Genomic DNA, 13,723 nt, shown 5'->3' with positions numbered 1-13,723 from the left:
GGTGACCCGGCGCGTACTGGCCGCGTACCTCGCGAAACTGCTCGCTGTACTGGCCTTGGTCAGCATTTCGACCTTCCTGCTGCTGGAGATGATTCCCGGCGACCCGTTGGCGACCTTGTTGCCGGAGGGCGCCACACCGGAGATGCGCGCGGCAGCCGCCGAACGGTTCGGCCTGAACGGACCGCTGCTGCAGCGCTATTTCGAATGGCTGGGCTCGGCGCTGCAGGGCGACCTCGGGAGGTCGATGCAGTCGCAGGTGCCGGTGACCGAAGCCATTCTGGAACGCCTGCCCGTCACACTCGAACTGGCGGGCCTGTCGATCCTCGTGGCGCTGGTGGTGGCGGTGCCGCTCGGCGTCTGGGCCGGCTACCGTCCGGGCGGCGCGGCGGATCGGATCACGACTTTTCTCTGCTCGGTGACGTTGTCGATTCCCAGTTTTCTGCTGGGAGTGCTGCTCGTCTTCGTATTCGCGGTGACGTTTCAGGCACTTCCGGTACTGGGCTGGACGCCGCTGTCCGAAGGTCTGGGTCCGCATGTCAGTGGCCTGATACTGCCCGTCGCCACGCTCGCCGCCATCGAGGCCGTCGCCTTCATCCGGTTGCTGCGCAACGATATGGTCGCCACGCTGCAGCAGGATTTCGTCCTGTCGGCGCGGGCCCGCGGTATTCCCACCGGCCGGATCCTGTTCGTCCACGCCTTGCGACCATCGGCCTTCTCGCTGCTCACCGTCCTCGGTGTGTCGATGGGGCGGCTGATCGGCGGGACGGTGATCGTCGAATCCATTTTCGCGCTGCCCGGGTTGGGGTCCCTCGTGATCACCGCGATCAACTCGCGGGACTACCTGCTCGTCCAGGGCATCGTCCTGGTGGTCGCCGTGGGATATGTCCTGATCAACGCACTGGTCGACCTGGCATACCCCTTGCTCGATCCGAGAGTGAGAACGTCATGAGCACAACTACTGTGAAACCGGCTGCTTCCGATCGGATCGAGCCGGAAACAGCGGCCGGCCGGCCGGACGCGGCCGCACCGCCCGCTCGCCGTAGCCGGCGCCGGAATATCGGTGCTCTCGCCGGCGCGATCTGGCTCATCGCGATCACGCTCGCCGCCGTGGCAGCGCCGATGCTGCCGCTACCGGATCCGGCGAAGATCACCGATCAGTATTCGATTCCCCCGTTCCGGGAGGCCGCGCATATCCTGGGCACCGACCCGCTCGGACGAGATCTCCTGAGCCGGGTGGTCCACGGTGCCCAGATATCGCTGTCCGTGGCGATCGGCGCGACACTGCTGGCACTGGCCGTGGGGACCGCATTCGGTCTGGCTGCCGGATTCTTCCGCCGGAAGGTCGATGTGAGCTTCGATATCGGCACCAATACGATCCTCGCGTTCCCGCCACTGATTCTGCTCATCGCTTTGGTGGCGGTGATGGAGCCCAGTATCGGCACGCTGGTCGTCGGTCTGGCCCTGGTCGGGATGCCGACGTTCGCCCGGATTGCCCGGGCGAACACCATCGCCTTCGCGAGCCGGGAGTTCGTCACCGCGTCGAAATCGCTGGGCGCGAGCACGTTCCGCATTCTCGTCCGCGAAATTCTGCCGAACGTGGCGCTTCCGGTGTTCTCGTTCGCGATTGTCGTCGCGGCATCGCTGGTGGTGGCCGAGGGCTCGCTGAGCTTCCTCGGTCTCGGGGTACCGCCACCGGCGCCGAGCTGGGGCGGAATGATCGCGGCGGGCCGGGAAAGTCTGTACGAAACCCCCTATCTCGTACTCGTTCCCGGAGCATTCTTCTTTCTCACCGTGCTTTCGCTCAATCTCACCGGCGACTGGGCACGTGACCGCATCGGACGGGAGTCGTCACTGTGACATCTCTTGACAAGGTCGAGGCTGCGGCTGTTGCAACAACTCCGGGGCCTGGAGGCGCCGCCACGCCCCCTGCACTCGCCGTCACCGGCCTGCGGGTATGGTTCGACACCCCGCGCGGTATGGTCCGCGCGGTCGACGGAGTCGATCTGACGGTCGCCCCCGGCACTACACTCGGCATCGTCGGCGAATCCGGCTCGGGTAAATCGGTACTCGCGCGCACGGTGATGAATATTCTCCCGCGCAACAGCACGATCCGGCCCGGCTCCCGGATCGAGATCGAGGGACGCGATACCGCCGCCCTCGACCGTGCGGAAGCGCGCGCGCTCTGGGGATCCCGGATAGCCATGGTCTTCCAGGACCCCATGACCGCACTGACCCCCGTGCTCACCATCGGAGCTCAGCTCACCGAAACCCTGCGCCGGCACCTTCCCCTGACGCGAGCCGACGCCGCGCAACGCGCGGCGGAACTACTCACCTCGGTGGGTATACCGGACGCGCGCAACCGCCTCCGCCAGTATCCGCACAACCTCTCCGGCGGTATGCGGCAACGCGTGGTGATCGCCCTGGCACTCGCGTGTTCGCCACGGCTGCTGATCGCCGACGAACCCACCACGGCGCTCGATGTGACGGTGCAGCACCAGATTCTGACGCTCCTGGCCCGGTTGCAGCGGGAGAACAAGATGGCGATGGTACTCATCACCCATGACCTCGGGGTCGTGGCTGGGCGCACCGATGAGATCGCCGTGATGTACGCGGGCCGGATCGTCGAACAGGCGCCGACCGCGGAACTGTTCCGCGCGACCCGGCATCCCTACACGCAAGCGCTGCTGCGCTCCATTCCGCGACTGGCCGCACCCAGCCACACCCGACTGGAGGCCATTCCCGGCCGGCCGCCCACCATCGTCGACCCGCCTCCCGGCTGCGCGTTCGCACCGCGCTGCCGGTACGCCCGGCCGCGATGCCTGACCGAAACACCTCGCCTGACCGCCGCGTCCGATGAGGGGCCGCGGCACCGCTTCGCCTGTTTCTATCCGGCGGGCACCCCCGAAGGCGGGGCGGCCCTGGCGACGAATACGGCAGCGGGCACCTCGGCCGCCGGACTGCCCCTGGACTCGAGGAGTGTGCTCTGATGGCCGGAACAGGAACTGCCCACCTGCGCCCCGACGACACCGACGTGGTGCTCAGCGTCCGGAATCTCGTGGTCGAATACGATACGGCCCGCTCGGGCAAGGTACATGCGGTCTCGGATATCAGCCTGGATATCCGCCGCGGGGAAACGCTCGGTCTCGTCGGTGAATCCGGATGTGGGAAATCGACCCTGGCCAAGGCGATCATGCAGCTTCCGCCGCCCACATCGGGCCAGGTGCTGTTCAAGGGCGACGATCTGACCACGAAATCGGCACGGAAACTGCGTTCGGTGCGCCGGCCGATCCAGATGATCTTCCAGGATCCGATCTCGTCGTTGAATCCGCTGCGCAAGGTCCGCCATATCGTGGCCGAGGGTCTGGAAGTCGCCCGCCGGCACAGCGGCACGCGGCGTGCCGCGCTGGTCGAGGAGATCCTCGATGCGGTCGGCCTCGACCCGGAAACCGCCGGCGACCGGCGGCCACACGAGTTCTCCGGCGGCCAGTGCCAGCGGATCTCCATCGCCCGCGCGATGGTCGTCGAGCCGGAAGTGGTGATCTGCGATGAGCCGGTCTCGGCCCTCGACGTTTCCGTCCAGGCGCAGATTCTCAACCTGCTCGAGGATATGAAGGACCGCTACGATCTGACGCTGCTGTTCATCGCCCACGATCTCGCGGTAGTCAAGAACATCAGCGATCGAGTGGTCGTCATGTATCTCGGCAAGATCTGCGAGGTCGCCCCACCCGATTCGCTCTATGCGCAACCGGCGCACCCGTACACCGCCGCGTTACTGTCGGCGGTGCCCGAGCCCGACCCCGAGGTCGCACCGGGCACGCTCACCTTGTCGGGTGATCTGCCCTCACCGCACGACCCGCCCTCGGGCTGCCGCTTCCGCACCCGCTGCCCGCAGGCCACCGCGTTGTGCGCCGAATCCGAGCCGGAGATTCGCGAAGTACGTCCCCAGCACTATGTCGCGTGCCATTTCCCGGCGGAACCGTTGGAGAGCACCGAGTCCCCCGCGAACACATAGCGACCGAGTCCGTGGCCACCGCATAGGTTGCCCACACGCTGCCGGTGGCCGAATACCGGTCGTTTCATCGCAGCGGGCCGGGTCGGACACCTGACCTGAGTACTCGCCCCAGGACGCGTTGACCGGTCGACACGGCGCGGTAGCCACCGGCAGCCCGGCCCCGGCCCCCACAGGCTCGGGCCGTCGATCTTCCGTTCGGGCAGTCCCGGATGGATCATCGACGACACCGGCGTACCCCCAGGGGGCCGAGCGTGCCGGAACCGGCACTCGAAGACCTACTCGGCGGCAGAGCGCTCGTCGACCACTCGAAGGGCCGGTCACCGCCGTGGCACCGGCGTCTCGACCCCGACGAACCCGGCCGCCGCACCGCTGACTCCGGCCTCAGGGCACCGGAGGCGGCCGGGGCGCCGGGCCGCACTGCGATCGAATCGTCGAGCCGGGTCCGCTCATTGGTCTACCCGGCGCAGAGCGGATCACGCCGATTCGCGGCTCATCCGACCAAGGGCGCGGTATCCGGCGACCAGGGCGCACCGACGGCCCGCGTCGTTCGCGCGAAGGACGCCGAGGGCCGGTCTTCCCAGGGGCGGACCCGCAGCGGCGGTATTCCGGAAGCCTGGCGCCATACGGCGGCCGCAGCACGCCGGATATCGGCGATCACCGCCTCGGTACGAATGGATGTCGTGGGACCGCACAGGGAGAGCGCGAAATGCCCGCCTTCTCCGGTGGCGATCGGTGCCGCCACCACCGTCACTCCCAGCGCACAGCCTTGCGCGTCCACCGCCACCCCGCCACGGTCCCGGGTCCGGGCCAGATCGCGGTCGAGTTGACCGGCCGAATGCACGGTGTAGCAGGTGGGTGCGGGGCCGAAGACGATCTCGGGCCATTCGTCTCTCCGGATGGCCGCGAGCAACGCCCGGCCCGCGGCGGTACGTACGACGGGCTGCCGCGCGCCCACACTCCATTCGCCGGCATTCCCCGGCCAGACGCCGACTCGTTCGAGATGCAGGATCTCGCCACCGGTCAGCATGCTCAGATGGGCGGTCAGGCCGGTTCGGCGATGCAGTTCGGTCATCACCGGCAGCGCCGCGCGGTGCACGCTGCGCTGCCGGGTGAAGTGCGTGCCCAGTTCGAACATCCGGTGTCCCAGTGCGTATTTGAACTCGTTGCGTTCGACCCACCCGAGCTCGACGAGACGTTGCAGGATGCGATGCGCCGAGGACCTGGGCAGTCCCGAGCCGCGCGCCACCTCGGCCAATGTCAGCGGCCGGTGCCCGACGAATGATTCGAGAATCGACGCCACCCGGTCGATCATCGCGGTGGGGGTTTCACCGGTTCGCGCCGTTGCCATGCACACCTCCAGCTGACTCAGTCAGCTTCTGTCTACGTGTCAGAATATGACAGATGTGAGTGTAACCACAGCGTGTCGTAGATGTAAAGCAGTTCACACAGCCGCCGAAACGGCGGGCTACGCCGTTTGCCCGCCGTCGACGACGAAGTCCTGTCCCGTGCAGTAACTACTGGCATCACTGGCCAGATAGGCGACCAGCGCGGAAACTTCCTCCGGACGCCCCACCCGGGCGATGGGCCACCGCTGCACCGCGCCCCGGCCACTGCGGGTCTCCTCCGACACCATGGCCGTGTCGATCGCGCCCGGACATATCGTGTTCACCCGGATCCCGCGCTCCCCCAGTTCTTTCGCCACCGAACGGGTCACACCCCGCAACCCCCACTTCGCCGCGGCATACGCCGGCGCCTCCGCGTATCCGGTCAGTGCGGCCGTGGAGGCGATATTGATGATCGAGCCGCCGGCGCCCATAGCGGGCAGTACCGCCTGCATACCGAGTACCGAACCGATCAGATCGATATCCAGGACGAACCGCAGATCGGCCTCGGCCAACTCAGCCAGCGACGCCTTCCGCAGCACTCCGGCATTGTTCACCAGCACATCGACCCGGCCGAATCGGGCCACGGCCGCATCCACGGCGGCCTGCCACGCCCGGGCGTGACGGACATCCAATTCGACCGACAGGTGCGGTCCACTCAACTCCGCCGAGGTCCGCATCAATGCTTCCCTGTCGAGATCGGCGAGCACCACCGCCGCTCCCAGCGCCGACAACTGCCGGGCATGCGCTGCGCCCTGACCGTGGGCGGCCCCGGTGATGAGGACGACCTTCGCACTGAGGTCGAGCAGATCGTGTGTGTTTTCCGGCATCCGGCGATTCCTTCCGTTCGAGCAGACCTGGCCGAGTGTGAAACCACCGGGACCTCCCGGCACCGTGGGGTTCCGGTGAGCGGAAAGTATGGCCATCCCGTCTCGACGAGCGGTCGCGACTGCCGACAGGAATCGACGCACCTATCGACGGCCGCGCATATCGGCCGCGGCGGCCATTCGGTGCCGCCCGCCGATCGATTCCGAGCCCCGGACAAGGAGGCTCGCCACGTCGCGAAAGTGGCGAGTCAATGTGTTGTATCGGTGTACGGGACTACCGCGAACGGTGCCGACCGCACGGCAACGCGGAAGCCCGCCGAGCGGCGAGACGCTCCGCTGTCGCCCGGCTCAGCAATTCGATCACCTGGCCCAGCGGATCCCGGTGGTAGACAGCGCCGGCCGAGGACACTTGCTCGTGACCACCGGTCATCCACAGCGGCGCGCCGCGCCCGGCCAGATCCGCTGAGGCGGCGACCAGATCGTCGACCACGAACCCCAGATGATGGATACCCGCACGCGGCTGCCACACCGGCGAACCCGGCACGGTGCGAATCAGTTCCACGAACGGCGGACCCGCAGACAAGCCCATGCGCTGCACCGTGTCGTACCGCGCGCCGTCGATCAGACAGGGGTACTGCGCCTCCGGGAAGAGCACGATATCCAACCCGTACAGCTTCCGCAGGGCGGTGGCCGATGTCTCGAGATCGTCGACCACGAACCCGACGTGATGAAGCTGGGCCAAGTCGTAGAACATGATCGGTACCTGCCTTCGTCGATCGGGTGCATGCTGCCGGCGGATGCGCCGCCCCTGGTCACTACCCCGCCTGCGCAACTCCACCGGGGTCAGGCGTCAGCCGCCCGCAACCTCGGTGAGCGTGTCCGTGGACGCATAGGACACCAACGGACGGAACCGTTCCACTACATCGTTGCCCCGCTGTTCTCCTGACCCGCCGGCGGTGATGGGGCGTAAGCCACTCGCGACCGCAGCAGGACCGAATGGAAGTTTCTCGGCGCGGCCGCCCCGCCGCTTGCACAGCACAGGGAAATCGATGCTCCCCGCGCCGGCCGGGTGACCGTGCGGCCGGGGCCGCACCGACAACGGTATGTCCGGCCGCCGCAGGGGAAACCGGAGAATTTCAACCACCGGAACACTGCCGGGGACACCCGGTTCCGTACCCGGCCGGGCACGGATTCCACTGACCAGGAAAGAACGCGGCCGACCGGGAATTGGCCGTTCACGATGAGGTCCTGTTCACTTCCGAGGAAGGACCTTCCATGAGTTCGGCACCCGGTCCGGAATCCGTTCCCGACCCCGCGCAGTTACGCAGGGTCGCGGCCTCCAGCCTGCTCGGTACCGCTATCGAGTACTACGATTTCCTGCTCTACAGCACCATGACCGCACTGGTGTTCAATACCGTGTTCTTTCCGGATTCGGATCCGGCACTGGGCACGATCGCCGCCTTCGGCACCTTGGCCGCCGGGTATGTGGCCCGGCCGATCGGTGGCATCGTATTCGGGCATTTCGGCGACCGCATCGGCCGTAAGAAGATGCTCGTCCTGACCATGGCGATGATGGGCGTGGCAAGCTTCCTCATCGGCGTACTGCCCACCTATCAGGCAGTCGGGGTCATCGCGCCCCTGCTGCTCGTGCTGCTGCGCGTCGTCCAGGGCGTCGCGATCGGCGGCGAATGGGGCGGGGCCACGCTCATGGTGACCGAGCACGCCGAACCGGCCAGACGCGGTTTCTGGAACGGCGTCATGCAGATGGGCTCCCCCATCGGCTCGTTGCTCTCCACCGCGGTCGTGGCCGTGGTGGCCATGCTTCCCGAGGACGACCTGCTGTCGTGGGGCTGGCGAATTCCCTTCCTGGCCAGCATCGTGCTGCTGGCGGCCGGTCTGTATACCCGGATCGGCGTCACCGAGAGCCCGGTGTTCCGTGCCGCGGAGGATACGGTGTCCACACCGCAGATACCGATTCTGTCGGTGCTGCGCCGGCCCGGAAACCTGCTGCTGGCGTGCGGTGTCGGTATCGGCCCGTTCGCGCTCACCGCGCTGATCAGTACGTACATGATCAGCTACGCGACGTCGATCGGCTACGAACGATCCAGTGCCGTCACCGGTCTGCTGTTCGTATCGAGCACCGCGCTCATCGCCATTCCGTTGTTCTCCGCGCTGTCGGACCGGGTCGGCCGCCGGCCCGTGGTGCTGACCGGTGCGGTTGCCATCGTAGTACTGGCGTGGCCGGTGTACGCACTGGTCGACAGCGGTTCGGTACCGCTGCTGATCGCGGCCATGATGCTGGGGCAGTTGATCCAATCGGCGATGTTCGCACCGTTGGGCGCACTGCTGTCGGAAATGTTCGGTACCTCTGTGCGCTACACCGGCGCGTCCATGGGCTACCAGTTGGCGGCGCTGATCGGTGGTGGGTTCACACCGCTCATCGCGAGCACGCTGCTGGCGGGCGGGCCGACCAGCGTCCCGCTGATCATCCTCGCCATGGGCTGTGGATTGGTCACCATCATCGCCGTCTACCGCATCCGGGAGACCAGCGGCCAGGATCTGCGTCAGGCGGTCGCTGTGCCCGCCCGCTGAAACCCGGGACCGGCGGCCATCGCAGCGAACCGCCCGGTGGCCGCCATAAACGTTCCCGTCCGGGCGACCGGCGTGAGTTCATCCGGAGCGCGCGGAGAATCCGTGTGCGGTATGCGGTTCTACGCCATGGGTGTTCCGCCTCGTGGAAGGGTCGGTTGCCGCCCAGCACAATCGGAAATACGTTCGATTCGTCCAGCAGTCACGCGGATCGCCCCGCTGCCCGGGGCGGCACGGCGCCCCGCAAGCCGATCGCTCAGCGCGTATCCCGACCATTGCCGCACAACAGCCCGTACCTTCCGCAGCACCGTATCGAACTGAATCCCTCGACAGCGCACCCGGAGACCCCGGGCGGAGCTGTTCCACGTTAGGAGTCGAAATCGTGGTCGAACACCATGCCGTCGTCACCGGCGGAGCAAGCGGTATAGGCGCCGCGGTCGTCGAACGATTCCTGGACCGGGGCCTGCGGGTGAGCGTCTTCGATCTCGGCGAGCCGGCATCCGCCCGCGCGGGAGTCGACTACTACCGGGTCGATGTGACCGATCGCAGCGCGGTCGAGTCGGCGCTCGCACAGGCATCCGCACAGTCACCGGCTCCCGATGTGCTGGTGACCAGCCACGGAATCCGCGGCGCCTTCGTCCCGGCCCTGGAACTCGACCCCGAACATCTCCGTCGCCTGTTCGATATCCACGTCCTGGGGACATTCCTCGTGGCTTCCGCGTTCGCGCGGCCACTGCTGGACGCCGGTGCGAACGGTTCGATCGTCACGATCTCGTCGACCACCGCGTACGGCGGCTGGCACCGGCAAGCCGATTACGGCACTGCCAAAGCCGCGGTACGCCAGCTCACCGCCAACCTCGCCGTGGAGTGGGCGCCCCTGATCCGCGTCACCAGCGTCGCGCCCGGCCATACCCGCACACCGATGGTGCAGGACATGATCGACAACGGCTACGACATCTCCGCCACGGAGGCCCGGACACCGCTGGGCCGGCTGTGCAGCCCGGACGAGATGGCCCGGTCCATCGAATATCTCGCACTCGACGCCGCATTCGTGACCGGCGTCTGCCTCCCGGTCGACGGCGGCTGGACGACGGTCGGAAAATGAGCGATATCTCGCTGCCGCTGCGGAAACTCGGCGATATCGTGGTACCGGCCATCGGTTTCGGCGCCATGACGATCACGCAGGTCGCGGGTTACGACCCCGACCGCGGGCGCCGAACGGTCCATGCCGCCCTCGACGCCGGCGTGCGGCTGTTCGACACCGCGGACGTCTACGGACCGGCCGGCGCCGGGGACGGCGTCAACGAACTGGCGCTCATGGACGCGCTCCGTTCCTGGCCCGGGTCCGCGGACGACATCATCGTGGCCACGAAAGGCGGCCACCTCCGTTTCCCGGAAACCGATACGTGGTGGACGAACGGCAGCTACGCGCATCTGCGGCGCGCGTGCACGGCGTCGATTCAGCGACTCGGGCTCGATCCGCTACCGCTGTACCACCACCACCGACCCGATCCCCAGCTGCCCTACGAGGAGTCGATGTACGCTCTGCGGGCGCTGCACGACGAAGGTCTCATCGCCCGCGTAGGGATCTCCAACGTCGATATCGCCCGGATCGACATTGCCAGATCCATCCTGGGCGATGCGCTGGTATCCGTGCAGAACGAATACTCACCGGCCGCGCGAACGGCGGAGCGCGAGATTCGCGCCTGCGAGGAACGCGGGCTCACGTTCCTGTCGTGGGGGCCGTTCGGCGGGATGCGGCAGGCCAAGAGCCTCGGGGCCGGCGGGTCGCCCTTTGCCGAGATCGCCCGCGCTCGCGGTGTGAGCATCCATCAGGTCGCGCTCGCCTGGCAACTGCATCGGTCTCCGGCCGTCATCCCGATCCCCGGCGCCTCACGCCCCGAATCGGTTCGCGATTCCGTAGCGGCCGCGTCCCTGACGCTGACCCACGAGGAACTCGCCCGGCTCGACGCACCGGCGGAAACCGGGCCCTGACCGAGGCCGAGCAGACGAGTCGATAGCGCGACCATATGGCGCCGCAATTCCGCCGGCGGGCCGTCATCGCAGAAAGGAGACCGATCCCATGAGCAGACTCATGCATCTGGCAGTGTTCGCACAAGGAGTCGGCGTCGGCCAGTCGGTCTGGCGCTCGCCCCGCACCACCCCGGAACGAATGCACACCGTCGACCACTGGGCGCATCTCGCCCGGGCCGCCGAACGCGGCTGTTTCGACGCATTCTTCATCGCGGACGCACTGAATCTGTCGACCGCGATCGAGACCGACGCCACCGATCGTCCCGATCCGATTCCGATCCTCTCCGCGCTGTCGGTGCTCACCGACCGCATCGGGTTGATCGGCACCAGTTCGACCACCTACAACGATCCGTTCACAGTCGCCCGGCAGTTCGCGACACTCGATCATCTCAGTAACGGCCGCGCGGGCTGGAATGTGGTGACCACCGCGATTCCGGCGGCCGCCGAGAACTACGGTTCGACCGGACTACCCGAACACGCGGACCGTTATGTGCGCGGCGAGGAATTCGTCGACGTCGTCCGGGCGCTCTGGGAAGGCTGGGAACCGGATGCGATAGTCGCCGATCGGGAGGCCGGTATCTGGACCGACCGGTCGAAACTCCATCGCATCGACCACCACGGGCAGTATTTCGATGTGGCGGGCCCGCTCACCATTCCGCGTTCCCCGCAAGGACTGCTCCCGCTCGCGCAGGCGGGCTCGTCGCCGACCGGGATGAAACTCGGTGCCCGCGTGGCGGATCTCGTGTTCGCGACCCAGCATTCCATCGAGTCGGCGATCGAATTCGCCGACGGTATGCGCGATCTCGCGGTAGCCACGGGCCGGGAACGCTCGGCGGTCAAAGTGCTGCCGGGTGTCACCCCGATCATCGGCCGCACCGACGCCCAGGCCCGCGATCTGGCGCTCGAACTGGGGTCGCTGATCAGCGAGCAGACCACCCTGAAATTCCTGAACCAGACCTTCGGCGGGATCGATCTGTCCCGGTTCGACCTCGACGAACCGTTCCCGGATCTACGGGATCGCTTGCCCAGCAATGCGAGTGTGGGCCGGCCGACCCTGCTGACCGAGGTCGCCCTGCGGGAAAAGCTGACCGTTCGCCAGCTCGCCCAGCGGGTGGGTCTCAGCATCGGTCACCGTACGCTCGTCGGTTCGCCCGATACGGTCGCCGACGACCTGCAGCGCTGGTTCGAGGCCGGGGCCGCCGACGGATTCATCGTGCTGCCCGCCGACCTGCCGCTCGGGCTCGATGATTTCGTGGACGAGGTCGTGCCCCGGTTGCAGGATCGCGGCCTGCTGCGAAAGAAATACCGGGGCAGCACCCTGCGCGACCACCTCGCCGACGGATGACGTCCGCCCCGGTGCACCACACCATCGCGTTCGCACGGCCGCGGAACAGCGACGGCCATCACGGGGCCGGATCCGGGCCCGGCGAAATCCCCCGCCGGAACGCCTGCCCAGGCACCGTAGCCGGCACGACGCCCGAGCAGGCGACCTTTCTATGTCCGATTCCACTACAAGGAGATCTCACGTGACCAGAGTCATCTATGCCCGCAGTGTCCACGACGAAGCCGAGATCAACGCCTGCCTCGAGGTTCTACGGGGCGGGCCGTACGCGCTCAAGATCGGCAAGAATGTTGCCGAGATGGAACGCCGGGTCGCCGACCTGTACGGCAAGAAACTCGGACTGATGTGCAATTCGGGCTCGTCGGCGCTCTACCTCGCCCTCGAACTGCTCGACCTGCCCAAGGGTTCGGAGGTCATCACCTCACCGCTGACCTTCTCCACCGACGTCTCCCCCATCGTCCGCGGCGGCTGGATCCCGGTGTTCGTCGACGTCGAACCCGACACCTACAACGCCGATCCCGCCGCCATCGAGGCGCTGATCACCGATAAGACCAAGGCGATCCTACTGCCGAACCTGGCCGGTAACGCGCCCGACTGGGATGCCATCCGCGATATCGCCGACCGCCACGGCCTGAAGGTCATCGAGGACTCCTGCGACTGCATCGGCACCACCCTGCGGGGAACCAAAACCGGCAGCCGCTCCGATATCACCGTCACCAGCTTCGCCATGTCGCACATCATCACCTGCGCGGGCAACGGCGGCATGGTCTGCGTCGACGACGAAAAGCTCCGCGACAAGGGACTGATGCTGCGCCGCTGGGGCCGGCGCTCCGAACCGCACCTGTTCGGGTCGGAGGCCGCTCGCACCGGGCGGGTGTTCCGCGAGGATCTCGACGGCGTCGCCTACGACAACGACTTCATCTTCGACGTGCTGCCCTGGAATTTCGAGCCCTCCGAGCTCGGTGCGGCATTCGGCCTGGTTCAGCTGTCGAAACTCGACAAGAACTATCAGCGCCGCGCCGAGATCTTCGAGGCGTTCAACGGCGCTTTCGGCGCCTACCCGTCCCTGTTCCGGCTGCCCCGCCAGCACCCCGACTTCCACACCGCCTGGCTGTGCTACCCGGTCACCATCCGCGAAGACGCCGGATTCGCCCGGGCCGATCTGCAAGGCCACCTGGAGGCGGCGGGCATCGATACCCGCACCGTCTGGAGCGGCAATGTCACCCGGCATCCGATGATGCGCGGGGTCGAATACCGGGTGCCCGAGGGCGGCCTGCCCAACGCCGACGAAGTTTTCGAACGCGGTATGTCCCTGGGGATGAGCCACGGCATGACCGCCGAAGAACTCGACCACGTCGTCGCCACCGTCCACGAGTTCGCCCGCAACTACGCACCCGCCCAGGACTGAACCCGACTACGTCCGCCGGGCCCGGGAGATTCCGCAGCTCCCGGGCCCGGCTCGGTCGAGACCATCAGGCCGGTCGAACCACGCTGCCGGCCGTCGGGGAGATATACCGCCCGGCAGACACGGACCGGT

The 13,723-nt window shown here is 67.2% G+C and carries 12 protein-coding genes; 9 read left to right on the top strand and 3 right to left on the bottom strand.

The annotated features are described in order from the left end of the window. The first annotated feature begins 1 nt into the window (after position 1). The 4 genes from IU448_RS00620 to IU448_RS00605 are packed head-to-tail and all read left to right on the top strand — an operon-like array spanning position 2 to position 4,012. On the top strand, positions 2 to 949 hold the full coding sequence (locus IU448_RS00620; protein WP_195053532.1) for an ABC transporter permease: 948 nt from the start codon (positions 2 to 4) through the stop codon (positions 947 to 949). Further along, positions 946 to 1,857, top strand: coding sequence for an ABC transporter permease (locus IU448_RS00615; protein WP_195053531.1), 912 nt, complete (start codon positions 946 to 948; stop codon positions 1,855 to 1,857). Before IU448_RS00620 ends, IU448_RS00615 begins: the two co-directional genes overlap by 4 nt. Then, a complete protein-coding gene (locus tag IU448_RS00610; protein WP_324188473.1) occupies positions 1,854 to 2,987 on the top strand; it encodes an ABC transporter ATP-binding protein in 1,134 nt (377 codons plus the stop codon). The genes IU448_RS00615 and IU448_RS00610 overlap by 4 nt, the downstream gene beginning before the upstream one ends. Beyond that, entirely contained in the window at positions 2,987 to 4,012 is a 1,026-nt protein-coding gene (locus IU448_RS00605; protein WP_195053530.1) for an ABC transporter ATP-binding protein, read from the top strand. The genes IU448_RS00610 and IU448_RS00605 overlap by 1 nt, the downstream gene beginning before the upstream one ends. A 490-nt stretch (positions 4,013 to 4,502) precedes the next feature. Here the strand turns inward: IU448_RS00605 and IU448_RS00600 are convergent, their stop codons facing one another. The 3 genes from IU448_RS00600 to IU448_RS00590 all read right to left on the bottom strand — a co-directional run bounded on the left by IU448_RS00600 (position 4,503) and on the right by IU448_RS00590 (position 6,975). Then, the gene (locus IU448_RS00600; protein WP_195053529.1) at positions 4,503 to 5,360 is read right to left on the bottom strand and encodes an IclR family transcriptional regulator; all 858 of its coding nucleotides are present in this window, start codon (positions 5,358 to 5,360) and stop codon (positions 4,503 to 4,505) included. 117 nt (positions 5,361 to 5,477) lie between these two features. Then, positions 5,478 to 6,224: an SDR family NAD(P)-dependent oxidoreductase gene (locus IU448_RS00595; RefSeq protein ID WP_195053528.1), complete on the bottom strand. Its 747-nt coding sequence runs from the start codon at positions 6,222 to 6,224 to the stop codon at positions 5,478 to 5,480. Between the two features lie 271 nt (positions 6,225 to 6,495). Next, positions 6,496 to 6,975 (bottom strand): VOC family protein, encoded by a 480-nt coding sequence (locus tag IU448_RS00590; RefSeq protein WP_195053527.1) that lies wholly within the window; start codon positions 6,973 to 6,975, stop codon positions 6,496 to 6,498. Positions 6,976 to 7,496: 521 nt separating this feature from the next. Between IU448_RS00590 and IU448_RS00585 the strand changes: the two genes are divergently transcribed. The 5 genes from IU448_RS00585 to IU448_RS00565 all read left to right on the top strand — a co-directional run bounded on the left by IU448_RS00585 (position 7,497) and on the right by IU448_RS00565 (position 13,594). After that, entirely contained in the window at positions 7,497 to 8,813 is a 1,317-nt protein-coding gene (locus IU448_RS00585) for an MFS transporter (RefSeq protein ID WP_195053526.1), read from the top strand. A gap of 379 nt (positions 8,814 to 9,192) precedes the next feature. After that, positions 9,193 to 9,915, top strand: a complete 723-nt coding sequence (locus IU448_RS00580) for an SDR family NAD(P)-dependent oxidoreductase (protein WP_195053525.1) — start codon at positions 9,193 to 9,195, stop codon at positions 9,913 to 9,915. Next, the gene (locus IU448_RS00575; protein WP_195053524.1) at positions 9,912 to 10,805 is read left to right on the top strand and encodes an aldo/keto reductase; all 894 of its coding nucleotides are present in this window, start codon (positions 9,912 to 9,914) and stop codon (positions 10,803 to 10,805) included. The genes IU448_RS00580 and IU448_RS00575 overlap by 4 nt, the downstream gene beginning before the upstream one ends. 88 nt (positions 10,806 to 10,893) lie before the next feature. After that, the gene (locus IU448_RS00570) at positions 10,894 to 12,189 is read left to right on the top strand and encodes an LLM class flavin-dependent oxidoreductase (protein ID WP_195053523.1); all 1,296 of its coding nucleotides are present in this window, start codon (positions 10,894 to 10,896) and stop codon (positions 12,187 to 12,189) included. Positions 12,190 to 12,370: 181 nt separating this feature from the next. Next, positions 12,371 to 13,594 carry a DegT/DnrJ/EryC1/StrS family aminotransferase gene (locus tag IU448_RS00565; RefSeq protein WP_195053522.1) on the top strand — a complete coding sequence of 408 codons (1,224 nt, stop codon included), beginning with the start codon at positions 12,371 to 12,373 and terminating at the stop codon, positions 13,592 to 13,594. The last annotated feature ends 129 nt before the right edge of the window (positions 13,595 to 13,723 follow it).

It is taken from the genome of Nocardia flavorosea (assembly GCF_015477805.1).
Lineage (GTDB): Bacteria > Actinomycetota > Actinomycetes > Mycobacteriales > Mycobacteriaceae > Nocardia > Nocardia flavorosea_A.
The sequence above is the reverse complement of the archived record's forward strand: the minus strand, read 5'-3'. Positions and strand labels throughout refer to the sequence as shown.